Below are 25,618 nucleotides of genomic sequence, written 5' to 3' on the forward strand. Positions count from 1 at the left end.
GCGGAAAGGGGCGATTATCGCACCTGGAGGGTTCAGCCGCGGCCCTTGGCCAGCGGCAGGTCGGCCTGTTGCCAGCTGCCGATGCCGCCGTCGAGCACGAACACGCGCTCGAAACCGGCCTTCTTCAGCCGCTTGGCGGCCTCGCCGGCGCTCTGGCCGGTCTTGCAGACCAGCACCACCGGCAGCGCCCTGGCCGAAGCCAGGCGCTTGTTCTCGGGATCGAACTGGCTCATCAGCACGTTCTTCGAGCCGGGGATGTGTCCCTTCTCGAAATCGGCGATCGCGCGCAGGTCCACGACCAGGGCGTTGTCGCGGTTGACCAGGGCGGTCACCTCGGCCGGGCGGACGACCTTGTAGCTGCGCAGCAGGCGCGCGATCTCGGTCGCGACGATCGCGGCGGTCAGGCCCACGAAGGCCAGCGCGAGCATCTGGTTGCGGCCGGCGAAGGCCATCAGTTCCTGGAAGTCCACGGCGGATCGGCTGTGCGGAAGGGGACGGGATTGTCGCACAGGGCCGCGCGGACGGCCCCGGCGGCTACTCGCCCGCCCAGAAGTCCGGCAGTCCGCCCTCGATCCACCAGCGCTTGCGCTGCGCGTCGTAGCGCCAGCGCTCGGTGTAGCGCAGGGTGCGCTCGGCCATGGTGTGGCGGTTGATCACCCCGATCTCGATCTCGCGCAGCGCTTCCGACTCGCCGGGGCTGGAGGCCAGGTCGCGGTAGTGCGAGACCTGCACCTGGCGGTAGCGCTCCAGCTGCAGGTCGGTCAGCGGATGCGCCTCGCGCCAGTCGGGGTCGACCAGGTTCCAGGCGCCCTCGAAGTCGCCCCAGCGGATCGCGGCCGACCAGGAATACTGGGCGCGCTGCAGTTCGGACATCTCCTTGCCGGTGCTGGCGCAGGCCGCCAGCAGCAGCGCCACGCAACCCGTCACCACCAGCCGCCATCCGCGCATCGTCGTCCTCCCCGTGGGCGCGGGCATGCTAGCAGCCGGGCGCGCGCCGCTCATCCGCGCCGCAGGATCGCCGCGTAGCGCGAGGTGGCCGTGGCCGCCGGCGCGCCGTCGCCCAGCAGGACCTGTGCGTGCACGGTGGTGCGCGCGCGGCCGCGGCTGCGCAGGGTGGACAGGAACCCGGCCCAGTCCCGGTCGTCGTCGAGCCAGGCTTCGACCAGCAGGTCCTCGCGCAGCGGAGTGAGGTAGCGCAACTGGCTGTCGGCCACGTAGACCTCCGCGTCCAGCCCGGCATGCTCGACCTGCAGCGTGGTCAGCCCCCAGGCGGCGAGCGTCATCATCGACGCCAGGCTGCCGCCGAACGCGCTGCCCTTGTCGTTGACGTTGGCCGCGAGCGGCGCCCGCAGCCGCAGCCGGCCGGCGACGAATCCCTCCACGCTCGGCTGCAGCGCGCGTGCCGGCGGCATCGCCAGCAGGTGCGACTGGAGGGCGTGCAGGGCGGTTGGGGCGAGGACAGGCATGCGGCCGGGACATCCGTGTGGAGGGGAGCGCTTGCGACACGCCAGGGCAGCGACCAAGCTGGCCGGCATGAAACACGGCACCCCCGCACTCAAGCAGCCCGCATGCTACGTGATCTCGCTGCGACCCGTGGGCGGGCACGACGCGATGCGGCGCGCCGCGGCCGCGCACGGCATGCGCGTGCTGGCGCTGTCGCCGTGGCGGATCGAAGCGCGCGACGACGACGCCACGCGCGATGCGCTGTCGGCGGCGCTGGCGGCCGACGTGGTGCTGTTTACCAGCCCGGCTGCGGCGCGCGCGGCGGCGGCGCTGCAGCCGCTGCGCGACAGGCCCGGACAACCCTGGGTCGCGGTGGGCGCCGGCACGGCCGCGGCGCTGCGCCGGGCCGGCGTGCGCGGGGTGGCGGCGCCGTCGCGAATGGACAGCGAGGGCCTGCTGGCCCTGCCGGCCCTGCAGCGGCTGGACGGCCGCAGCGTGGGCATGGTCACCGCGCCGGGTGGACGCGGACTGATCGCCCCGGCGCTGGCGGCGCGCGGCGCGCGCGTGCTGCGCGCCGAGGTGTACGCGCGGGTCCCGGTGCCGCCCTCGCCCGCCGCCCTGGCGCGGCTGCGCGCGCTGGACCGCCCGGCCTGCCTGGCCCTGAGCAGCGGCGAAGCGCTGCAGCGCATGCTGCAGACCCTGCCCGGCGACCTGCTCGACCGGTTGCGCCAGGCCCGCGTGCTGGCGGCCAGCCAGCGGCTGGCCGACCTGGCGCGCGAGGCCGGGTTCGTCGACGTGCGGGTCGCCACCGATGCGCGGCCGGCCTCGCTGCTGGCGGCCGCCATGCCGCGAGGATGACGTTCAAGCTCCGATAGCATGCGCAGCCCCCCGGTCCCCCTTTCTCGATGAACGCCCCGCCTGCCTCCCTTCCACCGTCGCGGCCCCGCCGCGGTGGCGCCCTCGCATGGGCCCTGCTCGCCATGGTCGCCGTGCTGGCGCTGGGCGCCTGCGCGGCCTGGCGCTGGAACGCGATCCGCGTCGCCGATGCGCAGGCGGTCGCGGCCGAGCGCCTGCGCGTCGAGGCCCTGGAACAGCGCATGGATGCCCTGCGCCGCGACCAGCGCGCGCAGACCGCGCGCCTGCAGCAGGCCGAGGCCACCAACCGCCTGCTGCGCGAGGAGCTGATCGGCCTGGGCCAGCGCGCGGCGCTCCTGGACGAGACCGTGCAGAAGCTCGCGGACCCGGCCACCGATGCCGGGCAGTCGCTGCGGCTGGACGAAGTGGAACTGCTGCTCGCACAAGGCCAGCAGCGGCTGCTGCTCTCCGGCGACCTGGACGGCGCGCGGCGCGCCTATGCGCTGGCCGCGCAGCTGCTCGACGGCATCGTCGACCATGCGCGCCTCGACCTGCGCCAGGCCCTGGCCCAGGAGCGCGCCGCGCTCGACGCCCTTGGCGAGGACCCCGGAGTCGCCGCCGCGCGCCGCCTGGATGCGTTCGCAGCGGCGCTGCCGGCCCTCCCGCAGCGATCGGCACCCGCCGCCGGGGAAGCCGCATGGTGGGATCGGCTGCTGTCGCGCCTGGTGCAGGTGCGCCCCAGCGGTGAGGCGCAAGCCCTCGCCCCCGACGAGCGCGTCGCCGGCCTGGCCGCCCTGCAGCTGGAGCTCGCCCTGGCGCGCGCGGCGATCGAGCGGCGCGACGTGCAGGCCTGGCGCGCCGCGCTGGCGCGCGCGGACGAGTGGGTCCTGCGGTTGTGGCCGGAGTCGGCAGGGCGCGCGGCACGGCGGGGCGACCTGCGCGCACTGCAGGCCCACCCGCTCTCGCCGCAGGTGCCTGCGCTGGGCAGCACGCTCGGCCAGCTGCGCCGGCTGCGCCAGGCCTGAGCGCTCCATTCAGCATGTCCACGCCGCCTCAACGCCCACCACGCGAGGCTGGGCGCCGACCGGGACGCTCCCACGACGAGGATCCTGCCCCATGACCCTGTTCCGCACCCTGCTGCTCTGGCTCGTGCTGGCGCTGGCCGGTGCCCTGGCCGCGCAACTGCTGCTGGCCCAGGACCCGGGCTACGTGCTCGTGCGCTGGCGTGGCTACGACTACACCACCACCGTCCTGATCGCGATCGGCGTCCTGTTCGCCGCGGCGTTCGCGGTGTGGCTGCTCTGGACCCTGCTGTCGTTGCCGTTCCGCGCCTGGGGCCGGCATCGCGACAGCCGCGTGCGTGCGCGCATCGGGCACGGCCTGGAAGCGCTGCACCAGGGGCACTGGTCGCGCGCCGAGAAGGAACTGGCGCTCGCGGCCGAAGACGAGCGCGTGGAGTCGGCGGCGCGCCTGGGCGCGGCCGAAGCCGCCGTCGCGCGGGGCGACCATGCCGCCGCGCGCACGCACCTGGCGGGATTCGGCGATCGCCATGCCGCACTGCGCGCCATCGCCACCGCCGAGCTCGCGCTGCGCGAGCAGCGTCCGACCGACGCGCTGGTGGCGCTGGATGCACCGGCCGCGCAGCCGCTGCCGCCGCGCGGCCTGGCGCTGCGCGCCGAGGCGCTGGCGGCCAACGGCCAGGCCGCGGAGGCCTGGGGCCTGCTGGGCGCGCTGCGCCAGCAGAACGCCTGGCCGCAGGCCCTGCTCGACGAACGCGAGCAACGCTGGGCGGAAGCGTCGCTGCGCGAGGCGGCCGACACCAATGCCTTGGCCGAGCGCTGGGACGCCCTGCCCAAGACGCTGCGCACCGATCCGGTGGTGGTCGATGCCTATGCCACCCGCGCCGCCGCCTTCGGCTGGGACGACGCGGCCACGCGCAGCATCGAGCAGGCGCTGGACGCGCGCTGGGACGAACACCTCGCGACCCGCTACGGCCAGTTGCCGGTCGGCCGGCTCGAGCACCGGCGCGGCCAGGCCGAGCGCTGGCTCAAGGCCCACCCGGGCAGCCCGGCCCTGCTGGGCACGCTGGCGCGCCTGGCACAGGACGCGGGCGACTGGCCGCAGGCCGAAGCCCTGCTGCACCGCGCCCTGGCGCAGGGCGGCGGCAGCGAGGCCTGGGAGGCGCTGGGCGACGGCTACGCGCGCAGCGGCGACGAGTACCGCGCCCGCCAGTGCTACGCCAATGCCCTCGCCGCCGGCCGCGGGCAGGCGGTGGTGCCGCTGCCGCCGCGCGAGATGCACCAGCGCATCGCCGACGAGGCGCTGGTCGAGGATCGCGACGAGCACGGGCTGCCGCGACTGCGCGAGTGACCGCTCAGCCTTCGTCGAGTTCCGCCCAACGCGCGTAGGCCGCGTCGAGTTCGGCCTGCAGCCTCGCCAGCTCCGCGTTGGCGGCGAGGATGGCCGCACTGTCCTGCTGGAAATAGGCCGGGTCGTTCATCGCCTCGCCGCGCGCCGCGATGTCCGCCTCCAGCTGCTCGATCCGCCCCGGCAACTGCTCCAGCTCCCGGGATTCCTTGAAGCCGAGCTTGCGCCTGGCCCGGGCCGCGCCGGTCGCGACCGGCGCCACGACCGCCTCCCTGGGCGCTGCCGGGGGCGCTTTCGTCCCCGGCGCGGGCCGCTGGCGCAGCCAGTCGGCATAGCCGCCGACGTATTCGCCCAGTCGCCCCTCGCCTTCCAGCACCAGGGTGCTGGTGACCACGTTGTCTAGGAAGTCGCGGTCGTGGCTGACCAGCAGCAGGGTGCCCTTGTAGTCGAGCAGCAGCTCCTCGAGCAGCTCGAGCGTTTCCACGTCCAAGTCGTTGGTGGGTTCGTCCATCACCAGCAGGTTGGACGGCTGCGCGAACAGCCGCGCCAGCAGCAGGCGGTTGCGCTCGCCGCCGGACAGGCGGGTGATCGGCGCGCGTGCGCGCTCGGGCGTGAACAGGAAATCCTGCAGGTAACCGATCACGTGCTTGCGCGCGCCGTTGACCTCGACGAACTCGCGTCCTTCGGCCACGTTCTCCAGCGCGTTGAGCGACTCGTCGAGCTGGCTGCGGTGCTGGTCGAAATAGGCGATCTGCAGTCCGGTGCCGAGCTTGACCTCGCCCGCCTGCGGCGCGAGTTCGCCCAGCAGGATGCGCAGCAGGGTCGACTTGCCGGCGCCGTTGGGCCCGATCAGGCCGACCCGGTCGCCGCGCATGATCGTGGTCGAGACGTCGTCGAGCAGCACGCGCCCGCCGTAGGCGTGGCGGATGCCGCGCGCCTCCACCACCTTGCGGCCCGAGGCCTGCGCGGCGGCCGCTTCCATCCGCACGTTCCCGGCGAGCTCGCGGCGCTGCGCGCGTTCGCGGCGCATCGCCTTGAGCGCGGTGACGCGGCCCTCGTTGCGGGTGCGGCGCGCCTTGATGCCCTGGCGGATCCACACTTCCTCCTGCGCCAGCAGCTTGTCGAAGCGCGCGTTCTCCATCGCCTCGGCATGCAGGCGCTCCTCGCGCCGGCGCAGGTAGTTGTCGTAGTCGCCGGGCCAGCTGGTGAGCTGGCCGCGATCGATCTCGACGATGCGCGTGGCCAGCGCGCGCAGGAAACTGCGGTCGTGGGTGACGAACAGCAGGCTGCCGGGGAACGACTTGAGGAAGCCCTCCAGCCAGGCGATCGACTCGATGTCGAGGTGGTTGGTGGGCTCGTCCAGCAGCAGGATGTCGGGCTTGCGCACCAGCGCCTGGCCCAGCAGCACGCGGCGCTTCATGCCGCCGGACAGGGCGGCGAAGTCGGCGTCGCCGGGCAGTTCCAGCTGTTCGATCACCTGCCCGATGCGGCGGTCCAGGTCCCAGCCGTGCTGCGCCTCGATCCGCGCTTGCGCCTCGCCCATCGCCGTCATGTCGCCGGCATCGAGCGCGTGGTGGTAGCGCGCCAGCAGTTCGCCCAGCTCACCCAGGCCACGGGCGACCACGTCGAACACGGTGCCCGCGGCGTCGCCCGGCACTTCCTGTGCCATGCGCGCGACCACCACGCCCGACTGCAGGCGCACTTCGCCGTCGTCGGGCTTCAGCTCGCCCGCGATCAGGCGCATCAGGGTGGACTTGCCGGCGCCGTTGCGGCCGACGATGCAGACGCGCTCGCCGGATTCGATGGACAGGTCGACGTGTTCGAGCAGCAGCGGGCCGCCGACGCCGTAGTCGACGCGCTGGAGTTGGAGGAGGGACATGCCGGCGATTCTACCGGGGCGGCCCGTGCCGCAGGTGCACGGTGGTGCCGCTTCCGGCCGGTTCCGCCGCGTCGCGTACGCTATTGCGACGCCCCCGCGCAACGGCCTCCGCATGCTCCATACCGACCTCGCCACCCGTGCCTACAACCAGGGCTGGCGCCTGGACCCCATCGTCCGCAGCCTGCTGGACACCGATTTCTACAAGCTGCTGATGCTGCAGATGATCTGGCGGCGCCATCCGCAGGTGGATGCCACCTTCGAACTGATCAACCGCAGCCGCACGGTGCGCCTGGCCGACGTCATCCCGGAAAGCGAACTGCGCGCCCAGCTCGACCACGTGCGCAGCCTGCGCTTCACCCGGCGCGAACTGATCTGGCTGGCGGGCAACACCTTCTACGGCCGGGAGCAGATGTTCGCGCCGGAGTTCCTGGCCTGGCTGGCGCAGGTGCAGCTGCCCGACTACGAGCTGTCCCGGCAGGATGGCCAGTACCTGCTGCGCTTCCACGGGCCGTGGATGCTGACCACGCTGTGGGAGATCCCGGCGCTGGCGATCGTCAACGAGCTGCGCGTGCGCTCGACCCTGCAGGGCCGCGGCCGCTTCGCGCTCGATGTCACCTATGCGCGCGCCAAGGCCAGGCTCTGGGACAAGCTCGAGCGGCTGCGCCGGCTGCCGGACCTGGTGCTGTCGGACTTCGGCACGCGCCGCCGGCACTCCTTCCTGTGGCAGCGCTGGTGCGTGGAGGCGCTGAAGGAGGGCCTCGGCGAACGCTTCATCGGCACCTCGAACGTGCTGATCGCGATGGAGAGCGACCTCGAGGCGATCGGCACCAACGCGCACGAACTGCCGATGGTGATGGCGGCGCTGGCCGACGGCGACGAGGCGCTGCGCGCCGCGCCCTACCGCGTGCTCGACGACTGGCGCGAGCTGTATTCGGGCAACCTGCTGGTGGTGCTGCCCGATGCCTTCGGCACTGCCGCCTTCCTGCGCGACGCGCCGGACTGGGTGGCCGACTGGACCGGCTTCCGCCCCGACAGCCTGCCGCCGATCGAGGCCGGCGAGCAGGTGCTGCGCTTCTGGCGCGAACGCGGTCGCGACCCGCGCGAGAAGCTGCTGATCTTCTCCGACGGCATGGACGTGGATTCGATCGAGCGCACCTACCACCACTTCCACGGCAAGGTTCGCATGAGCTTCGGCTGGGGCACCAACCTCACCAACGACTTCCGCGGCTGCGCGCCGTTCGCCAGCGACCAGCTCGATCCGATCTCGCTGGTCTGCAAGGTGACCTCGGCCAACGGCCGCCCGGCGGTGAAGCTCTCGGACAACCCGGCCAAGGCCACCGGCGACCCGGCCGAGATCGCGCGCTACCTGCGCGTGTTCGGCGGCGAGGGGCGCAGCGAGGCGCCGGTCGTGGTCTAACGCGGCGCGCGGCGCCGGTCAGCGTTCCAGGATCGCGACCACGCCCATGCCGCCGGCGGTGCAGATCGAGACCAGGGCGCGGCCGCCGCCGCGTTCCTTGAGCTGCTTGGCGGCGGTGGCGACGATGCGCGCGCCGGTCGCGGCGAAGGGATGGCCCGCGGCCAGCGAGGAGCCGACCGGGTTCATCTTCTCCGGGTCGATGCGGCCCAGCGGCGCATCCAGGCCCAGGCGGCTGCGACAGTAGTCCTCGCTCTCCCAGGCGCGCAGGGTGCACAGCACCTGGGCGGCAAAGGCTTCGTGGATCTCGTAGAGGTCGAAGTCCTGCAGGGTGAGGCCGTTGCGCGCCAGCATCTCGGCCACGGCCACGGTCGGAGCCATCAGCAGGCCTTCGCCATGCACGAAGTCCACCGCCGAAACGTGCACGTCGCGGATGTGGCACAGCACCTCGTGGCCATGCGCGGCGGCCCAGGCGTCGCTGGCCAGCAGGCAGGCGGCGGCGCCGTCGGTGAGCGGAGTCGAGTTGGCGGCGGTCAGCGTGCCGCGGCCGGAGATACGGTCGAACGCGGGCTTGAGCGTGGCCAGCTTCTCCAGCGAGGTGTCCGGGCGCAGGATATTGTCGCGCGAGACGCCGCGGAAGCTCACCACCAGGTCGTCGAAGAAGCCGCGCTCGTAGGCGGCGGCGAGCTTGCGGTGCGAGGCCACGGCGAGCTCGTCCTGCGAGTCGCGCGCGATGTTCCACTCCTTGGCCATGTCCTCGCAGTGCTCGCCCATCGACTTGCCGGTGCGCGGCTCGGCCACGCCGGGGAAGTCGGGCTTGAGCTCGCGCAGGCGGAAGCCCTTGAACGCGGCCAGCTTGTCCTTCGTCGTCTTGGCCGCGTTGGCGGCGAGCAGGCGGCGGCGCAGCGACTTGCCATAGACGATCGGCACGTCGGAGGTGGTGTCCGAGCCGCCGCCGATGCCCGACTCGATCTGGCCGGTCGCGATCTTGGTCGCGATCAGGTTGATGGTGTCGAGCGAGGTGCCGCAGGCGCGCTGCAGGGTGATGCCGGGGGTCAGGGCCGACAGGCCCGACGAGAGCGCGGCTTCGCGGCCGAGGTTCCAGTCCGACGCGTGCTTGATCACCGCCCCCATCGCGACCTCGCCCAGCTGCTGGCCGTGCAGGCCGAACTTCTCGACCAGGGCACCGAGCGTGCGCACCGACATGCCGAGGTTGCCGACGTCCGCGTAGGCGGTGTTCTGGCGGCAGAACGGAATGCGGACGCCGCCCAGCACGGCGACGGGACGACCTTGCAGCATCGTGGGGACCTCTTCCGGTGCGGGCCCGTCAACCGGCGACAGGCATAATCGACGAGTCTAACGTACCGTGGCGAATGGCCCCATGAACACCGAGCACATGGTCGCCTCCGGCGACGCCCGCCTGCCCGACGGCGCAGTCGCCGGCCTGCTGGCGCTGGAACTCGCGCCGGGCACCGGCGTCGGCCGGCCCGCACTGGTGCAGGACGAGGCGGCGCGACTGGCGGGCCTGGTCGGTCGCGACCTCGCGGCCCTGGTCCCCGGCGCGCGCGATCTCGACCTGTGCCTGGCGGCCGCGCATTTCGATCCGGCCGAGGCGCTGCGCCCGGGCTGGCCGCTGCATCGGCGGCTGTCCGAGCTGCATGCGCGCGCGCCCGGCGGCGGCGGCGCGCCCCGCATCATCGCCCTGGGCGCCGATGCGCGCGGCGAGGTACCGCAGCCGCTGGCCGCCGACCCGGCCCTGCTCGGCGGCAACCTGCGCGTGCTGCCGTTCCTGTTGCACGGCGCTCCGGCGACGGCACGCAGCGTGGCCGACGCGTTCGAGGCGCAGCTGCTGGACACCGGCATGGCCCAGGCCGATACCGCCCTGCTGCTGCAGGACGCGTTCGGTGCGCGGGTGGAGCACGCGCGCTACCTGACCCTGCACGACCTGGCGGCGATGGTCGCCCTGCAGTACGAGCACCTGGGGCTGTCGCCGCTGTGGCCGCTGATCGAAACGGCCCTCCTGTCGCCGCAGCACGAGGCGCTGCTGGACGCGGGTCCGGAACCGGTGCTGCGCTACACCGCCGGCGAGGTGCGCATGGCGCTGTTCGCGCCCGCCGCCTGGCGCGAACGGTACCAGCCCGATACCGACGACACCGACCGGCTGCGCCGCCTGTTCGCGCATTTCGAGACGCGCCAGCGGCAGTTCGCGGCGGTGCTCGGCGCACATGGCATCGACGTGGTGTTCGTGGAGGCCGCTGCGGCCGTGGACGCGCGCGCGCTTTAGCCCTTGCCCGGGCCGTCATCCAGCCCGCCGGGTCCCGCACGCGGCTGCCCGCGCCGCGTGCGCGGAGCGGGCCGTCGCAGCGGCGGCCCGGACAGGCCGGGTCGGTTACTGCGCCGCGATCACGCCGCAGGCAAGCCGGCCGCCCGCGTTGCCGGTGGGCTGGGTGGTGTAGTCGTCCGGATCGGCGTGGACGATCACGCCCTTGCCCACGATGTCGCCCGCGCCGCCATCGCCCAGGCTCACGCCCTGCAGCAGCGTGTCGACGGTGGCCACGCCCTGGTCGTTCGCGCTGATGTTGTCGCTGTCGCCGGCGTGGTGCTCGCCCTGGCCGACGCGGCCGTGGGCGGTGGACGCCGGGTTGAAATGGCCACCGGCGCTGCTGCCGTCCGGCGCGCTGCAGTCGCCGTTCTCGTGCACGTGGAAGCCGTGCGCGCCGGCGCCGGGCAGGCCGGTGACCTCGCCGGTGACGCGCACCCCGCCGTCGACCGCGGCGAACGAGAGCGTGCCGGCCACCTGGCTGCCTTGGGTCGGGGCGAGCGTCGCACGGGCCCCCGCCGCGAGTTCGTCGGCATCACGCATGGTGTCCGCAGGATCCGGCATGGCGGCCTCCTCGACCCTCTCCGGGTCGCCGCCTTGCGGGGACTGCGCCTCGGTGGCGGCGGTCGGGCTGGGCGGCTCGGGGTCCTGGGGTTGGCAGGCGGCCAGCAGCAGGGCGGCGGGCAGCACCAGGAGGCTGGGATAACGCATGACGTGGTCTCCTCGGACGCGACAGAACGTCGAGCCTAGCCGGCAACTCATTCGGCGGCGGTGACGACCCCGCAGGCCACCCGCGCGCTGATCGCACCGGGCGTGGCGCCCAGCACCAGCAACGAGCGGCCGAGGATGTCGTTGTCGGACCCGCCGCCCAGCACCGCCCCGCGCACCACCAGGTCCACCGTGGCCACGCCGTCGGGCCCGGCGACGATGCGCCCCGGCGAGGCCCCGACCGCGCCGTCCTGGCGGGCACCGGCCAGCGGGTCGTAGTAGCGGCCGGCGCTGCGCGCATCGACCGCGCTGCAGTCGCCGCGCTCATGGACCTGCAGGCCATGGGCGCCGTTGCGGACCAGGCCGCCGACCTGGCCGCGCATGCGCACGCCCTCGGCGACCGGCTGCAGCAGCAGCCGCCCGCTCACCAGGCTGCCCGACGCGGAGGCCAGGTTGGCCACCGCGCGCGGGACCGTACCGGCCTCGGCGATCTGCCGCGGCGGCGCAGGCGCCGCGGCGGGCGGTGCGGGTGGGGGCGAGGAGGCGCAGGCGGCCAGCAGGGCCGAAGCGGTGGCGGCCAGCAGCGGGCCGCGGACATGGGGCGATCTGGACATGGACAGGACAGGCGACGCGGGAAGGGATGGGACCGCCCGCGTCGCGCCAGGTTCAACTCCGGCGCGGGCGGCGGCTGGCGCCGAGTTTGCGGGTGACGGTGTTGCGGCCGAGTCCAAGCCGCGTCGCGGCCTCGGTGCGGCGCCCGCCGGTGTGCTCCAGCGCCGCTTCCAGCAGGGCCCGGTCGAAGCGCTCGCGGGCCTGCGCGTGCAGGTCGCTGGCGCCCGCGGCGAGCTGGTCGCGCGCCCAGGCGCGCAGCGCGGCGTCCCAGTCGCCGCCGCCGGCCTCGCGGGCCGAGGACAGCATGCCGTCGAGGTCCGAGGTGGTGATCGTATCCGCCGGCGCCAGCGCCGCCAGCCGCCAGCACAGGTTCTCCAGCTCGCGCACGTTGCCCGGCCAGTCGTGCGCCAGCAGGCGCTCGGTGGCGGCCTGGGAGAAGCGCTTGGGCGCGGCACCGAAGCGCTCGGCGGCGCCGTGCAGGAAGCGCTCGGCCAGCGCCGGCACGTCGCTGCGGCGCTCGCGCAGCGGCGGCAGGCGCAGGCGCACCACGTCCAGCCGGTGCAGCAGGTCGGCGCGGAAGCGGCCTTCCTCCACCAGCGCCTCGAGGTGCTGGTGGGTGGCCGCGATCACGCGCACGTCGACCCGGATCAGCTCGCGCCCGCCGACGCGGAAGAATTCGCCTTCGGCCAGCACCCGCAGCAGGCGGGTCTGCAGCGAGGCCGGCATGTCGCCGATCTCGTCCAGGAACAGGGTGCCGCCGTCGGCCTGCTCGAAGCGGCCGATGTGGCGGCGCGTGGCGCCGGTGAAGGCGCCGGCCTCGTGCCCGAACAGTTCGCTTTCCAGCAGCTCGGCCGGGATCGCGGCGGTGTTGAGCGCGACGAAGGGCTGGCGCGCGCGCGGCGACTCGCGGTGCAGCGCGCGCGCCACCAGCTCCTTGCCGGTGCCGGTCTCGCCGGTGACCAGCACGCTCAGCGGCGCCTGCGCCAGCCGGCCGATCGCCCGGAACAGCTGGCGCATGGCCGGCGAATCGCCGACCAGCACGTCGCCGGCGGGCTCGACCTCGGGTGCCGCGGTGGCATCGGCCTCGGCGCGTTCGCCCAGCACCCGCGCCGCCAGGCCCACCGCCTCGTCCAGGTCGAAGGGCTTGGACAGGAATTCGTAGGCGCCGCCGCGGAACGCGCCCGCGGTGCTGGCCACGTCGGTATAGGCCGACATCACCACCACCGGCAGCTCCGGATGGCGCTGCTTGATCCGCTCCAGCAGCTTGAGCCCGTCCTCGCCCGGCATGCGGACGTCGGTGAACAGCAGCTGCGGCGCCGGCCGCGCGTCGAGCGCCGACAGCGCGGCATCGGCCGAGTCGAAGCCCGAGACCACATAGCCCGCGTCGCTGAGCGCGGTCGCCAGCACGAACCGCACCGAGCGGTCGTCGTCGACCACCCACACCGTGGCGGAATCACCCGTCATGTCGTTGCGACCTCACTGCACTGCCCCTTCGCTGGCTGGATCGGAGTCGCCGTCGCCGCCGTCCGGGGACAGCGGCAGCAGCAGGGTGAACACGGTATGGCCCGGTCGCGAGCGGTAGGCCAGCGAACCGCGGTGCTCGCGCGCCACCTGCTGCGCCATCGCCAGTCCCAGGCCGCTGCCGTCGGCGCGCCCGGAGACCAGCGGCAGGAAGATCTGCTCGGCCAGCGCTTCGGGTACGCCGCGGCCGTCGTCGACGATCTCCATGCGCAGCGCCAGCGGATGCACCTGCTCGCCGATGCGCACGCCGAATTCGGCGCGGGTGCGCAGGCTGACGTTGGCCGCGCCGGCCTGGATGGCATTGCGCACCAGGTTCCAGACCGCCTGCACCAGCCGGTCGGGATCGCCGAGCAGCGGCGGCAGGCTCGGGTCGTAGTCGCGCGCCAGGCGCACCGCCCAGCCGGCCTCCTGTTCGGCCAGGCGCACCACCTGCTCGAGCACGCCGTGGATGTTGAGCGGCTGGTGCGGATGCGGCGGCGCCGGCGAGAGCAGCTGGTCGACCAGTTGGGTCAGGCGCTGCACTTCCGCCCCGATCAGGTCCACGAGCTCGCGCGCGTCGGCGTCGACGCCGCGCCGCGACAGCAGCTGCGCGGCGCCCTTGAGCCCGGCCAGCGGGTTGCGCAGCTCGTGCGCCAGGCCCTTGAGCGCGGCCGACAGCGCCAGCGGCAGCGCGCGGGTCGGGTCCTCGCCGGGGAACTCGTCGACCGGATGCGCCTCGAGCAGCAGCCCGCCATCGGCCTCGCGGGTGAGCCAGACGTCGGCGAAGCGCGGCTCGCCGCCGAGGAAGGCCAGCGCTACCCGCCGCAGGCGGCGCGGTCCCTCGGCGTCGTCCAGCTGGTGCAGCGCATTGCGCAGGCTGTCGCCCTCGGCCTCCAGCGCCACCAGCGGCTGGTCGGGCAGGCGCTTCTGGCTCACCCCCAGCCAGCGCGCGAAGGCCTGGTTGCACCACGCGACACGGCCGTGGCGATCGGCCCGCAGCACGGGCGTGACCAGCGGGTCGAGGGCAGGATCGAATGCGGGCGGCGACATTGCACCAATATAGGGCACTCTTCGCGTGCGACGGACCGCGCCATGAAGCCGCGGCTTCCACGGGATACCCTTCGGCCATGAACCTCGGCGACAACGACACCAGCGGCGTCCCGCTCGATCCGGTGACCTCGCTGTACCGGCTCGGCGCGGGCGGGCCCAGCCTGACCGCCGCGCTGGCCGGCGCGCGCGCCAGCCGCCGCAGCCTGGCGGTGCTGCATGTCGACATCGACATGCTTCAGCTGATCAACGTCAACATGGGCGAGGCGGTCGGCGACCAGGTGCTGGCGGCGGTGGCGCAGCGCCTGCGCAAGGCGATGCCGCACGGCGGAACGCTGTGGCGGCTGTCGAGCGACGAGTTCGTCGCCTGCCTGGCCTACCGCGAGCACGAGACCAACGGCGAGGCGCTGGCCGACCTGTTCCGCGACGCGCTGGAGGCGCCGCTGTCGATCCCGCCGTACACGCTGCCGGTGACGGTCTCGATCGGCATCGCGGTGTTCCCCGAACACGGCAGCGACGCGGCGGCCCTGCTGGCCAGCGCCGAGCGCGCGCTGCTGGAGATCAAGCGCGGCGGCCACAACAACGTCGGCCTGTACTCGGGGGTCGCGGCCAAGACCAACTCCGACGGCGGCTTCGCCGAACGCTTCGTCGAGGCGCTCGACAAGAACGAGATGCGGCTGTACTTCCAGCCGCAGGTGGCCGCGCAGGACGGCGGCCTGGTCGGCTTCAGCGCGCTGCTGCGCTGGGACTCGCCGCACCACGGCCTGCTGCGGCCCAACCGCTTCCTGGGCCGGGTCGAACGCGCCGGCCTGTCGAGCCAGCTCGGGCTGTGGGTGATCGACGCGGCGATGCGCCAGCTGGTGGAGTGGCGCGAGCGCGGCCTGGACTACCTCACCCTGTCGGTCTACATCGACAGCATCCTGCTCGCGCGCGAGGACTGCCTGGACGTGATCGGCGAGCGCCTGCACCGCCACCAGCTGCGCGGCAGCGCGTTCGAGTTCGAATTGCCCGAGAGCGCGCTGGCCCTGGACGCGCACCGCATCCACGACACCCTGGGCGGCCTGCGCGCACTGGGCACCACGCTGGCGGTGCAGGACTTCGGCATGGGCGGGCTGAGCTTCGCGGCGCTGGCGCAGTACCCGCTGGACCGGCTCAAGATCGGCCGCGGCTTCATCCGCAACGTCGACAGCGACCCGCGCAGCGCGGCGATCGTGCGCGGCATCATCGCCATGGGCCACCGGCTCGGCATGAAGCTGACCGCCAAGGGCGTGGAGACCGAGGCCGAGCTCGGCTTCCTGCGCCGCAACCATTGCGACTTCTTCCTCGGCCACCTGTTCAGCCCGGCGCTGCCGGCCGAGGTGCTCGACCCGCTGGTGCAGCGCCGCTTCCTGCTGCCCTCGGCGTTCGCCGCCACGCGGCCCGAGCGCACCCTGCTGCTGCTCGACGACGAGGAGAACATGCTGCGCTCGCTGGTGCGCCTGTTCCGCCGCGACGGCTACAAGGTGCTCACCGCCAACAGCGTGCGCGAGGCCTTCGACCTGCTGGCCAGCAACACCGTGCAGGTGATCGTCTCCGACCAGCGCATGCCGGACATGAGCGGCACCGAGTTCCTGGCCAAGGTGCGCGAGCTGTACCCGGACACGGTGCGCATGGTGCTGTCGGGCTACACCGACCTGGCCACCATCACCGAGGCGATCAACCGCGGTTCGATCTACCGGTTCCTGACCAAGCCCTGGAACGACGACGAACTGCGCGGCCACATCGCCGACGCGTTCCGGTCGCACGAGCGGCACCGCGAAGGCGAATACCCGGGTTACTGAACCGGCGCATCCGTCCCGCGCGGCTGCTCCACCGGCAGCACCAGGCGGAAGGTGCTGCCCACGCCGACCTCGCTGCTGACCTCGATGCGGCCGTGGTGCTTGGACACGATGCTGTAGGCGATCGCCAGGCCCAAGCCCGTGCCGCGCCCGATCGGCTTGCTGGTGAAGAACGGATCGAAGATCCGCGGCAGCGACTCGGGCGGGATGCCGCAGCCGCTGTCGGCGACGCTGATCCAGGCCTCGCCGTCCTCGGCGCCGGTGGTGATGTCGATGGTGCCGCGGTGCTCGATCGCCTGGCCGGCATTGATCAGCAGGCACATCAGCACCTGGTTGATCTCCGACAGGTGGCATTCGACCAGCGGCAGCTGGCCGTAGTGCTTCTCCACCCGCACCTTGTACTTGAGGTCGTTCCAGACGATGTTGAGGGTGGACTCCAGGCCCTTGTGCAGGTCCGAGGGCCGCATCGGTTCGCCGCGGCCGACGTAGGAGAACTCCTTGAGGTCCTGCACGATCTTGGTGACGCGCTCGATGCCCTCGCGCGACTCGGCCATCAGCTTGGGCAGGTCGCCGACGATGAAGTCGATGTCGAGGCGGTCGCGCTGCTCGCGCACGTTGCCGCGCGCGGCGGCCGGGTCGTCGGCCTGCAGCGCCTCGTCCTGGCATTCGATCAGCGACAGCAGCGCGCCCATGTACTCCTGCAGCGTGCCCAGGTTGGAGTGCACGTAGCCGATCGGGTTGTTGATCTCGTGCGCGACGCCGGCCGCGAGCAGGCCGATGGAGGCCATCTTTTCCGACTGCAGCAGCTGTTCCTGGGTGCCGGCGAGGCGGCGGTGCGCGGCCTGCAGCTCGTCGTGGCGCTGCTGCAGCTCGGCCTGGCGCGCGTTGCGCGCCGAGACATCGACGAAGGTGACCAGGTTGAGGTCGACGCCGTCGCCCTGGCCGAGGCCGTTGCGCACCACGATCTCCAGGATGACGTCGGCCGGGGTGGCGACCTCGCCGGCCCAGCGGCCGCTGGCGCGCGACTGCGTCCAGGCCTCGTCGGGCAGCAGGTCGAGCAGGGCGCCGATGTCCTGCCCGGGGAGGGCGCGCGCGGCCAGCGCGCGCGCCGAGGCGTTGATGTTGAGCGGGCGGCGGTCGCCGTCCAGCAGGATCACGGCGTTCTCGGTGGTGCGGAACGCCCAGTCGATGCTGCCCGCGGCCGGGGCCGGAGGCGGCTGCTGGTGCCGGTCGTCGTCGTGTCCGCTCATCCCACTCCCAGACAGCGGGCCTGGGGTCGGGCGCCCTGCTGTCCACGTGCATCGTACACGCCGGCCGACTCGACGCGGCCGATGTGGCGCAGCGCCCAGCCCACCTCGCGGCGGCGGCGCGAGAGCAGCACGCCGTTGGCCTGGTTCTGCTGGCGCAGCGCTTCCAGCCGCGCCGCGGCTTCCACGCCCGGGCGTGCGGATTCGGCGCGCCGCAGCGCTTCGAGCTTGGCGGCGGTCGACGCCAGCAGGGCGTCGACGTCGTTGTCCAGCAGGGCCCGGCGCTCGGCGTCCAGCGCGCGTTCGAGCGCCTCGAGTGGATGGTCGGCGGCGAGCGCGGTCTCCATCGTCAGCCGCCCAGCTGGTGCTCGAGGTCGAGCATGCGCGAGGCCACGGCCTGCGCGTCGACGCGGTAGCTGCCGTCGGCGATGGCCGCGCGCAGCGCGTTCACCCGCGCCACGTCGATGCCGGCGGGGCCGGCGCCGAGCTCGCGCTCGAGCGCCTGCAGTCCTTCGGCTTCGCCGGTCAGGCGCACGCTCTCGGTCGCCGCCACGGGCGCGCCGCGCTCGGCGCTGCCCGCACGGCTGCTCGCCAGCGGCCGGCTGGTCAATTCGGTGGGGCGTGCGAGGGGCACGCTGCCGTCGATCTTGTGGGTCATGGCCCGCTCCTGGGGGTGCCTGGTCGAGCACTGTAACGGCACCCCCGCCAGGAACTTGAACCCGGACACAGATTGCGTCGCCGGGCGGTCATGGCAGCAGTTCGACGACGCCCTCGGCCACCAGCCGGCCGCGCAGGACGCGGCGCGAGGAGGCATTCTCCACGCCGATGCGGCCACCGGCCTGGGCCGGCCCCAGCGCCCGCCCCGGCACCCGCACCTCGACGCCGTCGGTCCGCGAGACCAGGACCACCGGGTCGCCCCGCCGCAGCGGCGCGCCCAGCGACAGGTCGTGCTCGGTCGGCACCACGCCTGGGGCCAGCGCGCGGCTGGGGACGCGGCCGACCAGGTCGGCCGGATCGGCGAAGGTGGCGCCGGCGGCGCCGCCGATGTCGCGGCGCTGCACCACCAGCTGGTCGGCGGTGATCGGCACTCCGCTGGCCGCCGGGGTGCGGAGCACCACCACCTCGGCCTCGCGGCGCACCCGCACCGGCACGTACAGTCGCCAGCCCGGGCTGTCGTCGCAGCGCACCTGGGCCGTTGTCGGCCCGGTGGCGACGGCCTGCAGCGGCTGGCTGCAGCGCACCATCCGCAGCGATGGCGCCAGCACCGCCTCGGCCGAGGCCGCATCGCCCGCACCCAGCGCGGCCACCGCCGCCTCGGCGATCGACTCCAGCGGCTGTACTGCGGCTGCGCCGGCCTGCGCCGCGGCCATGGCCGGTCCAGCCAGGGCCAGAAGCAGCGCAAGACAAGCCTGCGGGATTCGGCGACTGCCTTCGCAGCGCGCCACGATGTCGGCGACGGACACGGATCGCTCCTGTCGGTGGGTCTCCTGCACGGCCGCTGCAAGCGGCGTGCCGTGGGTGTCGCGCGGCTTGTGGTTGCGACGCATGGAGGACCGCAGATGACGTGCGCCGCGCGCGTCCTGCTCCTCCCCCGCATCGCGGGGGAGGGTTGGGGTGGGGGCCGGCAGGTCGCCGCGCCCCATCCGCGCGCCTGCGGCGCGCGCCCCCATCCCGGCCTTCCCCCCGCGAGCGGGGGAAGGGGCAGAGCGCGGGACTCGAGGAAATCTGGGAGACATCGGGCATTGCCCCCTCCCCCAACTGCGGGGGAGGGTTGGGGTGGGGGCCGGCAGGTCGCCGCGCCCCATCCGCGCGCCTGCGGCGCGCGCCCCCATCCCGGCCTTCCCCCGCGAGCGGGGGAAGGGGCAGAGCGATGGACTCGAGAAAATGTGGAAGACATCGCGCATGGCTCCCAGCCCCGCCTGCGGGGGAGGGCTGGGGTGGGGGCCGGCAGGCCGCCGCGTCCGGTCCGCGCGCCTGCGGCGCGCCCCCATCCCGGCCTTCCCCCGCGGGCGGGGGAAGGGGCGAGAGCGCGGGACTCGAGGAAATGTGGGGGACATCGCGTTGCCCCCTCCCCCAGGTGCGGGGAGAGCCGCAACGCCGGGCTCAAGATCCCCGCCGCGCGGCCGACACCCTGTCCCATGAGCCAGGACCTGCTTGACCGCATCGACCAGCGCACCCGCCTGGCCGGCCACAACCGGCTGGCCCTGCTGCTGTTCCGGCTGGGCAGCCGTCAGCTTTTTGGCGTCAACGTGTTCAAGGTCAAGGAAGTGCTGCAGCGCCCGCCGCTGTTCACCCTGCCGCAGCTGCCCAAGGCCTTCGCCGGCGCCGCCGACGTGCGCGGACGCAGCGTGCCCGTGCTGGACCTGGCGCGCGCCATCGGCCACCGCGACGGCGACGTGGACGAACCGCGCTACCTGGTGGTGACCGAATTCAACCGGACCGTGCAGGGCTTCCTCGTCGCCGGGGTGGACCGCATCGTCAACATCGCGGTCGAGCACATCCAGCCGCCGCCCGACCTCGGCGGCGAGAACCACTACCTCACCGGCGTGGCCCGCCACCAGGGCGAGCTGATCCAGCTGATCGACGTGGAAAGCGTGCTGGCCGAATCGGCCCCGCGCGCCAGCGACCTGGGCACGCTCACGCCGGTGTCCACCAACGGCGGCCCGCGCCAGGTGCTGGTGGTGGACGACTCGCGCGTGGCCCGCAACCAGATCCGGGTGGTGCTCGAGCAGCTGGGCCTGGAGGCCGTGCAGCTGTCGGACGGGCGCCAGGCGCTGGACCACCTGCAGGCGCTGGTCCGCAACGGCGAACCGCCGGGCGAGCGCTATGCCATGGTCATCTCCGACATCGAGATGCCGGCGATGGACGGCTACACCCTGACGACGGAAATCCGTCGCGACCCCGCCCTGCGCGGCCTGTTCGTGCTGCTGCACACCTCGCTGTCGGGCGTGTTCAACCAGGCCATGGTCGAGCGCGTCGGCGCCGACGACTTCGTGCCCAAGTACTCCGAGCGCGAGCTGGCGCAGCGCGTCAGCGCGCGCATGGGCGCCTTCCACTAGCCGCCTGCGGCACGCGCAACCGGTTGATCCGGAAGGCCCTCGCCCCGCGTAGGCGGTGGCTTTGGCGCGCCCTGCCGGATCCGCCGGACTTGGGGCCGCAACGCGGCCAGGCGCGGACCGGGACCTCCCCCGCAGCCGCCAGCGGACCCCCTCTGGCACGCCGCTTGCCTGCCTTACCGGGCGTATCCGCCCCCGGAGGGCCCATGTCCGACTTCCTTGGCATCCACGGCACCGCGCTCGCCCTGCGCGAGCAGCGCCTGCAGTTGCTCAGCGCCAATATCGCCAACGCCGACACCCCCGGCTACCAGGCCCGGGACCTGGACTTCAACGGCGCCCTGTCCGCGGCGCTGCATCCGGCCTCGGCCGCGGGCGGCGACCCGATCACCGCCGCCGGCGAGGCCGCGCGCTTCGCCCGGCCGTCCTCGCAGCCCAGTCTCGACGGCAACACCGTCGACGGCGACCGCGAGAACGCGATCTTCGCCCAGGCCACCCTCGAATACCGCGCGTCGATGTCGTTCGTCGAGTCGAAGGTGCGCGGGATGCTGACCGCGATCACCGGCCAGTAAGCCGCGACAGGAGCCCGCCATGAGCAATCTCCCGATCTTCGACGTCGCCGGTTCGGCGATGAACGCGCAGTCGGTGCGACTGTCCACCATCGCCTCCAACCTGGCCAACGCCAACTCGGTGTCGGGCAACCCGGACGAGGTGTTCCGCGCCAAGCAGCCGGTGTTCTCGGCCATCCCGATCGACGGCAATCCGGCCCTGGCCGGCGTGCGCGTGGACGAGGTGCTCGACAGCAGCGCCGCGCCGCTGCGCCGCTACGAGCCCGGCCATCCGCTCGCCGACGGCCAGGGCTACGTGTACGCGCCCGACATCGACCCGGTGACGCAGATGGTCGACCTGATCTCGGCCTCGCGCAGCTACCAGGCCAACGTCGAGGTCTTCAACGCCGCCAAGGAACTCGCCGTGGCCACCCTGAACATGGGCCGCTGAGCGCGCCCTCCCGAGGATTCCCGATGACCACGATCTCCGGCACCGACTACGCTTCGCTCGGCCTCGGCCAGCAGCAGGCCACGCGCAGCACCTCGCTCGGCCAGGCCGACTTCCTGCACCTGATGACCGAGCAGCTCAAGAACCAGGATCCGCTCAAGCCGCTCGACAACAACCAGTTCCTCGGCCAGCTGGCGCAGTTCTCCACCGTGCAGGGCATCGATTCGATGCAGGGCGCGATGGCCGCCATGGCCAGCGTGATGGAGTCCGACCAGACCCTGCGCGCGGCCGCCCTGGTCGGCCACGAGGCGCTGGTCTCGGTCGACGCGGTGCCGCTGCAGCGCGGCGCCGGCCTGCGCGGCGAGGTGGTCGCCGCCGCGGCCGGGCCGGTCACCATGGACGTGGTCGATGCCAACGGCGTGCGCGTGCGGCGGATGACCGTGGAGGCCGCCGACAAGGGCGCCACCGCCTTCGAATGGGACGGCCTCGACGAGGCCGGCAATCCGGCCACCGCCGGCACCTACAGCTTCCGCGCCGTCAGCGGCGCCACCGATCCTTCCGCCAAGGACGCCGAACTGCTGCCGATCCGCGCCAACGCGCGCGTGGACAGCGTTTCGATCGAACCGGGCGGCCTGTACCTCAACCTCGCCGGAATGGGCAGCGTCCCGCTCTCGGCGGTCCACCGCATCGGCTGACCAACGCCGTCCCCAGCACGCCTTCCCGAAGGAGCACACCATGAGTTTCCTGATCTCGCTGAGCGGGATGAACGCAGCGTCGTCCGACCTCAACATCACCTCCAACAACATCGCCAACGCCAACAGCACCGGCTTCAAGCAGTCGCGCGGCGAGTTCGGCGACGTGTTCGCCGCCACCGCGCACGGCCTGTCCAACAACACCATCGGCGCCGGCGTGCGCCTGCAGCGCGTGGCCCAGCAGTTCGCCCAGGGCAACGTGGACTACACCGGCAAATCGCTGGACATGGCGTTGACCGGCGAGGGATTCTTCACCCTGTCCGGCAGCAGCGGCGTTTCCTACTCGCGCGCCGGCAACTTCGGCGCCGACCGCGAAGGCTACGTGGTCAACCCGACCGGCCAGCGCCTGCAGGTGTTCCTGCCCAACGCCAGCGGCGACGGTTTCGACACCGGCCGCATGAGCGACCTGCGCCTGGCCACCGGCGACGCCCCGCCGCGCGCCACCGAGCACGTCTCGCTGGGCCTGAACCTGCCCGGTAACGCCGCGCCGCCGACCGCCACGCCGTTCGACGCCAACGACCCGGAAAGCTACAACCACACCACCTCGGTGACGGTGTACGACTCGCTGGGCGCGCCGCACTCGCAGTCGATGTACTTCGTGCGCACCGCCAATCCCAACGAATGGCAGGTCCATACCCGCATCGACGGCGTCGACGTGGGCGGCCCGCAGACCCTGCAGTACTCCAACACCGGCACCCTGGTCGCGCCCGCCAACGGCGAGATCACGCTGCCGACCCACACCATCCCCGGCGGCGCCGCGGCGCTGGACCTGACCCTGGACCTGGAGCGCTCGACCCAGTACGGCGACCGTTTCGGCGTGTCCGCGCTGGTCCAGGACGGCCACGCCACCGGCCGCCTGAGCAGCATCGAAGTCTCGGCCGAGGGCGTGGTCGCCGCGCGCTACAGCAATGGCGTGTCCACCCCGCTGGGCCAGGTGGCCCTGACCAACTTCGCCAACCCGCAGGGCCTGCAGCCGATCGGCGACAACGCCTGGGCCGAGACCCACGGCTCGGGCCTGGCGCGCCGCGGCGCGGCAGGCACCGCCGAGTTCGGCATGGTCCAGGGCGGCGCGCTGGAGGCCTCCAACGTCAACCTCACCGAGCAACTGGTGAACATGATCACCGCGCAGCGCAACTTCCAGGCCAACGCGCAGATGATCCAGGCGCAGGACGCCCTCACCCAGACGGTGATCAACATCCGCTGATCCACGGCGCGCCGGCGCTCGCCGGCGACGCACGCGGCGCCGCCGCGGCACGGATGTTGCAGCGGCACCGGCGGGGCGCGACGCGCGCTCCGCCGACCGCCACACCGAGGCCCGCATGGACAAGTCCCTCTACATCGCGATGACCGGCGCCAGCGCGACGCTGCGCGGGCAGTCGACCGTCGCCCACAACCTGGCCAACGCCGACACCACCGGCTTCCAGGCCGCCCTCGGCGGCACCGTCGCGGTGCCGGTGGAAGGCCCCGGGCTGGCTTCGCGCGTGGCCACCGTGCAGCGCAACCTCGGCGTGAGCGACGCGCCCGGCGCGCGCACCACCACCGGCAACCCCCTGGACGTGGCGCTGGCGCCCGGCCACTGGCTGGCGGTGCAGGATGCGGGCGGCGGCGTGGCCTATACCCGCGCCGGCGACCTCAAGCTCAATCCCAACGGCCTGCTGACCACCGCCAGCGGGCTGCAGGTGCTCGACGCCGGCGGCGCGCCGATGGCGCTGCCGCCGTTCGACGCGATCGAGATCGGCGGCGACGGCACCGTGTCGCTGGTCCCGCAGGGCCAGCCCATGGCCACCATGGCCGAGGCCGGCCGCCTGCGCGTGGTGGCCGCGGACACGCGCGCGATGGTGCGCGGCGACGACGGCCTGATGCGCCCGGCGCCCGGCACCGAACCGGCGCCCGCGGCAGGCAACGTCCTGGTCGCCGGGGTGCGCGAGGGCAGCAACGTCGATGCGGCCGGGATGCTGGTCTCGATGATCGAGCTGGCGCGGCAGTTCGAGATGCAGGTACGGGTCTTGCAGAGCGGTGACGAGACCGCGCGCATGGCCAACACCCTGCTGTCCACGCGCTGATCGCGCCCACCTTCACCGACGGAATCCCGCCATGACCCAGGCTCTATGGATCGCCAAGACCGGCCTCGACGCGCAGCAGACGCGCATGGCGGTCATCTCCAACAACCTCGCCAACACCAACACCACCGGCTTCAAGCGCGACCGCGCCAGCTTCGAGGACCTGCTGTACCAGACCACCCGCCAGCCGGGCGGCGCCACCTCCGAACAGACCAGCCTGCCCACCGGCCTGCAGGTCGGCACCGGCGTGCGCGTGGCCGCGACCTCCAAAGAATTCGCCCAGGGCAGCCTCGGCCAGACCGGCGGCGCGCTGGACGTGGCGATCAACGGCCGCGGCTTCTTCGAGGTGCTGCTGCCCGACGGCAGCACCGCCTACACCCGCGACGGCAGCTTCAAGGTCAACGCCCAGGCCGAGCTGGTCACCAACTCCGGCTTCCCGGTGCAGCCGGGCCTGCAGCTGCCCGAGGGCGCGCAGTCGATCACCATCGGCGCCGACGGCACCGTGAGCGTGCAGCTGGCCGGGCAGGCCGAGCCGGTGCAGGTCGGCGCGCTGACCATCGCCGATTTCGTCAATCCCGCCGGCCTGCAGGCCAAGGGCGAGAACCTGTTCGTGGAAACCGGCGCCAGCGGCCCGGCGCAGAGCGGCGCGCCCGGCGAGAACGGCACCGGCCTGCTGGTGCAGGGTTCGCTGGAAGGCTCCAACGTCAACGTGGTCGAAGAGCTGGTGTCGATGATCGAGACCCAGCGCGCCTACGAAACCAATGCCAAGGCGATCTCGACCATCGATTCGATGCTCGCCTACCTCAACAACAAGCTGTGAGCGCGGCCATGAAGGCACTCCTGAGCATGGGCCTGGTGCTGGCCCTGGGCGGCTGCGCCGCGACCCTGGGCGATACCCGCCCCTTCCCGGCCCACGCCACGCCGGCGCACGCGGCCGCGCCCGGCGGCTACGCGGCCATGCCCGCGGCGCCCGTGGCCGGCGACGGCGGCGGCTCGATCTACGCCTCGGCCGGCGGCGGCCACCGCGGCATGTCGCTGTTCCAGGACAACAAGGCGCGCGGCGTCGGCGACCTGCTGACCATCGTGCTGGTGGAGAACACCCGCGCCCGCACCAACGCCACCACCGCGGTGAGCAAGGAGAGCGGCGTGGACGTGGCCGCGCCGACCATCTTCGGCCAGGACATCACCTACAACGGCCGCCCGCTGCTGCAGGCCGGCATCGAGGGCACGCGCGACTTCGCCGGCCGCGGCGACAGCGCCCAGAGCAACCAGCTGGCCGGCAACATCACGGTGCGCGTGGTCGAGGACCTGGGCAACGGCAACCTGCGCGTGGCCGGCGAGAAGCAGATGCGCCTGAACCAGGGCGACGAGCTGGTGCAGATTCAAGGCCTGGTGCGCGTGGCCGATATCGGTCCCGACAACCGCATCAGCTCCGACCGCGTGGCCGACGCCCAGATCCTGTACGGCGGCCGCGGCACCCTGGCGCGCTCCAATGCCATGGGCTGGCTGGCGCGGTTCTTCAATTCCGCCGCATTCCCGTACTGAGGC

The 25,618-nt window shown here is 73.1% G+C and carries 27 protein-coding genes; 14 read left to right on the forward strand and 13 right to left on the reverse strand.

What is annotated here, in order from left to right:
- Nucleotides 1-32 precede the first annotated feature (32 nt).
- From ACFQ2D_RS10870 to ACFQ2D_RS10880, 3 genes are all read right to left on the reverse strand, one after another.
- Nucleotides 33-470 (reverse strand): rhodanese-like domain-containing protein, encoded by a 438-nt coding sequence (locus tag ACFQ2D_RS10870; RefSeq protein ID WP_280941324.1) that lies wholly within the window; start codon nucleotides 468-470, stop codon nucleotides 33-35.
- A 64-nt stretch (nucleotides 471-534) separates the two neighbouring features.
- Nucleotides 535-948 (reverse strand): hypothetical protein, encoded by a 414-nt coding sequence (locus ACFQ2D_RS10875; protein WP_280941323.1) that lies wholly within the window; start codon nucleotides 946-948, stop codon nucleotides 535-537.
- Between the two features lie 50 nt (nucleotides 949-998).
- Complete coding sequence (locus ACFQ2D_RS10880; protein WP_280941322.1) at nucleotides 999-1,466, reverse strand: YiiD C-terminal domain-containing protein; 468 nt, start codon at nucleotides 1,464-1,466, stop codon at nucleotides 999-1,001.
- A 58-nt stretch (nucleotides 1,467-1,524) separates the two neighbouring features.
- Here ACFQ2D_RS10880 and ACFQ2D_RS10885 point away from each other — a divergent pair, with 58 nt between their 5' ends.
- The 3 genes from ACFQ2D_RS10885 (at nucleotide 1,525) to ACFQ2D_RS10895 (ending at nucleotide 4,668) form a co-directional block, all read left to right on the forward strand.
- Complete coding sequence (locus tag ACFQ2D_RS10885; protein WP_386795663.1) at nucleotides 1,525-2,301, forward strand: uroporphyrinogen-III synthase; 777 nt, start codon at nucleotides 1,525-1,527, stop codon at nucleotides 2,299-2,301.
- Between the two features lie 122 nt (nucleotides 2,302-2,423).
- On the forward strand, nucleotides 2,424-3,323 hold the full coding sequence (locus ACFQ2D_RS10890; RefSeq protein WP_280941320.1) for a uroporphyrinogen-III C-methyltransferase: 900 nt from the start codon (nucleotides 2,424-2,426) through the stop codon (nucleotides 3,321-3,323).
- A gap of 91 nt (nucleotides 3,324-3,414) precedes the next feature.
- Entirely contained in the window at nucleotides 3,415-4,668 is a 1,254-nt protein-coding gene (locus ACFQ2D_RS10895) for a heme biosynthesis HemY N-terminal domain-containing protein (protein ID WP_280941319.1), read from the forward strand.
- A 4-nt stretch (nucleotides 4,669-4,672) separates the two neighbouring features.
- On the opposite strand, the gene ACFQ2D_RS10900 is transcribed toward ACFQ2D_RS10895, so the two are convergent.
- Nucleotides 4,673-6,544, reverse strand: a complete 1,872-nt coding sequence (locus ACFQ2D_RS10900; RefSeq protein ID WP_280941318.1) for an ATP-binding cassette domain-containing protein — start codon at nucleotides 6,542-6,544, stop codon at nucleotides 4,673-4,675.
- 112 nt (nucleotides 6,545-6,656) lie between these two features.
- Here ACFQ2D_RS10900 and pncB point away from each other — a divergent pair, with 112 nt between their 5' ends.
- The gene (gene pncB, locus ACFQ2D_RS10905) at nucleotides 6,657-7,961 is read left to right on the forward strand and encodes a nicotinate phosphoribosyltransferase (protein WP_280941317.1); all 1,305 of its coding nucleotides are present in this window, start codon (nucleotides 6,657-6,659) and stop codon (nucleotides 7,959-7,961) included.
- Between the two features lie 18 nt (nucleotides 7,962-7,979).
- Here pncB and ACFQ2D_RS10910 read toward each other — a convergent pair whose 3' ends face one another.
- Nucleotides 7,980-9,257, reverse strand: a complete 1,278-nt coding sequence (locus ACFQ2D_RS10910) for an acetyl-CoA C-acetyltransferase (protein WP_280941316.1) — start codon at nucleotides 9,255-9,257, stop codon at nucleotides 7,980-7,982.
- Nucleotides 9,258-9,339: 82 nt separating this feature from the next.
- Here ACFQ2D_RS10910 and ACFQ2D_RS10915 point away from each other — a divergent pair, with 82 nt between their 5' ends.
- Nucleotides 9,340-10,242 carry a hypothetical protein gene (locus ACFQ2D_RS10915; RefSeq protein WP_280941315.1) on the forward strand — a complete coding sequence of 301 codons (903 nt, stop codon included), beginning with the start codon at nucleotides 9,340-9,342 and terminating at the stop codon, nucleotides 10,240-10,242.
- A 105-nt stretch (nucleotides 10,243-10,347) separates the two neighbouring features.
- Here the strand turns inward: ACFQ2D_RS10915 and ACFQ2D_RS10920 are convergent, their stop codons facing one another.
- From ACFQ2D_RS10920 to ACFQ2D_RS10935, 4 genes are read right to left on the reverse strand one after another with little or no spacing between them, the layout of a single operon-like run.
- On the reverse strand, nucleotides 10,348-10,989 hold the full coding sequence (locus ACFQ2D_RS10920) for a superoxide dismutase family protein (RefSeq protein ID WP_280941313.1): 642 nt from the start codon (nucleotides 10,987-10,989) through the stop codon (nucleotides 10,348-10,350).
- 47 nt (nucleotides 10,990-11,036) lie between these two features.
- The gene (locus tag ACFQ2D_RS10925; RefSeq protein ID WP_280941312.1) at nucleotides 11,037-11,600 is read right to left on the reverse strand and encodes a superoxide dismutase family protein; all 564 of its coding nucleotides are present in this window, start codon (nucleotides 11,598-11,600) and stop codon (nucleotides 11,037-11,039) included.
- 52 nt (nucleotides 11,601-11,652) lie between these two features.
- Nucleotides 11,653-13,062 carry a nitrogen regulation protein NR(I) gene (gene ntrC / locus ACFQ2D_RS10930; protein ID WP_280941311.1) on the reverse strand — a complete coding sequence of 470 codons (1,410 nt, stop codon included), beginning with the start codon at nucleotides 13,060-13,062 and terminating at the stop codon, nucleotides 11,653-11,655.
- A gap of 12 nt (nucleotides 13,063-13,074) precedes the next feature.
- Nucleotides 13,075-14,148 (reverse strand): two-component system sensor histidine kinase NtrB, encoded by a 1,074-nt coding sequence (locus ACFQ2D_RS10935; RefSeq protein ID WP_280941310.1) that lies wholly within the window; start codon nucleotides 14,146-14,148, stop codon nucleotides 13,075-13,077.
- Between the two features lie 77 nt (nucleotides 14,149-14,225).
- Here ACFQ2D_RS10935 and ACFQ2D_RS10940 point away from each other — a divergent pair, with 77 nt between their 5' ends.
- Nucleotides 14,226-15,965: an EAL domain-containing protein gene (locus ACFQ2D_RS10940; RefSeq protein ID WP_280941309.1), complete on the forward strand. Its 1,740-nt coding sequence runs from the start codon at nucleotides 14,226-14,228 to the stop codon at nucleotides 15,963-15,965.
- On the opposite strand, the gene ACFQ2D_RS10945 is transcribed toward ACFQ2D_RS10940, so the two are convergent.
- The 4 genes from ACFQ2D_RS10945 to flgA form a co-directional block, all read right to left on the reverse strand.
- Nucleotides 15,959-17,212: an ATP-binding protein gene (locus tag ACFQ2D_RS10945; RefSeq protein WP_280941308.1), complete on the reverse strand. Its 1,254-nt coding sequence runs from the start codon at nucleotides 17,210-17,212 to the stop codon at nucleotides 15,959-15,961. The genes ACFQ2D_RS10940 and ACFQ2D_RS10945 overlap by 7 nt on opposite strands.
- The gene (locus tag ACFQ2D_RS10950) at nucleotides 17,209-17,556 is read right to left on the reverse strand and encodes a flagellar protein FlgN (protein WP_280941307.1); all 348 of its coding nucleotides are present in this window, start codon (nucleotides 17,554-17,556) and stop codon (nucleotides 17,209-17,211) included. Before ACFQ2D_RS10950 ends, ACFQ2D_RS10945 begins: the two co-directional genes overlap by 4 nt.
- Before the next feature lie 2 nt (nucleotides 17,557-17,558).
- Nucleotides 17,559-17,867 (reverse strand): flagellar biosynthesis anti-sigma factor FlgM, encoded by a 309-nt coding sequence (gene flgM / locus ACFQ2D_RS10955; RefSeq protein WP_280941306.1) that lies wholly within the window; start codon nucleotides 17,865-17,867, stop codon nucleotides 17,559-17,561.
- An 88-nt stretch (nucleotides 17,868-17,955) separates the two neighbouring features.
- Complete coding sequence (gene flgA / locus ACFQ2D_RS10960; RefSeq protein WP_280941305.1) at nucleotides 17,956-18,672, reverse strand: flagellar basal body P-ring formation chaperone FlgA; 717 nt, start codon at nucleotides 18,670-18,672, stop codon at nucleotides 17,956-17,958.
- A gap of 675 nt (nucleotides 18,673-19,347) precedes the next feature.
- Between flgA and ACFQ2D_RS10965 the strand changes: the two genes are divergently transcribed.
- From ACFQ2D_RS10965 to flgH, 8 genes are all read left to right on the forward strand, one after another.
- A complete protein-coding gene (locus ACFQ2D_RS10965) occupies nucleotides 19,348-20,268 on the forward strand; it encodes a chemotaxis protein (RefSeq protein WP_280941304.1) in 921 nt (306 codons plus the stop codon).
- A gap of 203 nt (nucleotides 20,269-20,471) precedes the next feature.
- Nucleotides 20,472-20,834: a flagellar basal body rod protein FlgB gene (gene flgB / locus ACFQ2D_RS10970; protein WP_280941303.1), complete on the forward strand. Its 363-nt coding sequence runs from the start codon at nucleotides 20,472-20,474 to the stop codon at nucleotides 20,832-20,834.
- A 19-nt stretch (nucleotides 20,835-20,853) separates the two neighbouring features.
- A complete protein-coding gene (gene flgC / locus ACFQ2D_RS10975) occupies nucleotides 20,854-21,261 on the forward strand; it encodes a flagellar basal body rod protein FlgC (protein ID WP_280941302.1) in 408 nt (135 codons plus the stop codon).
- Nucleotides 21,262-21,284: 23 nt separating this feature from the next.
- Nucleotides 21,285-21,953, forward strand: coding sequence for a flagellar hook assembly protein FlgD (locus ACFQ2D_RS10980; protein WP_280941301.1), 669 nt, complete (start codon nucleotides 21,285-21,287; stop codon nucleotides 21,951-21,953).
- Between the two features lie 40 nt (nucleotides 21,954-21,993).
- Complete coding sequence (flgE, locus tag ACFQ2D_RS10985; protein WP_280941300.1) at nucleotides 21,994-23,214, forward strand: flagellar hook protein FlgE; 1,221 nt, start codon at nucleotides 21,994-21,996, stop codon at nucleotides 23,212-23,214.
- 115 nt (nucleotides 23,215-23,329) lie between these two features.
- The gene (locus ACFQ2D_RS10990) at nucleotides 23,330-24,073 is read left to right on the forward strand and encodes a flagellar basal body rod protein FlgF (protein ID WP_280941299.1); all 744 of its coding nucleotides are present in this window, start codon (nucleotides 23,330-23,332) and stop codon (nucleotides 24,071-24,073) included.
- A gap of 31 nt (nucleotides 24,074-24,104) precedes the next feature.
- Entirely contained in the window at nucleotides 24,105-24,890 is a 786-nt protein-coding gene (flgG, locus tag ACFQ2D_RS10995) for a flagellar basal-body rod protein FlgG (protein WP_280941298.1), read from the forward strand.
- A gap of 8 nt (nucleotides 24,891-24,898) precedes the next feature.
- Nucleotides 24,899-25,615 carry a flagellar basal body L-ring protein FlgH gene (gene flgH / locus ACFQ2D_RS11000; protein ID WP_280941297.1) on the forward strand — a complete coding sequence of 239 codons (717 nt, stop codon included), beginning with the start codon at nucleotides 24,899-24,901 and terminating at the stop codon, nucleotides 25,613-25,615.
- Nucleotides 25,616-25,618 lie beyond the last annotated feature (3 nt).

This window comes from Luteimonas composti, from assembly GCF_042678665.1.
GTDB lineage: Bacteria > Pseudomonadota > Gammaproteobacteria > Xanthomonadales > Xanthomonadaceae > Luteimonas > Luteimonas composti.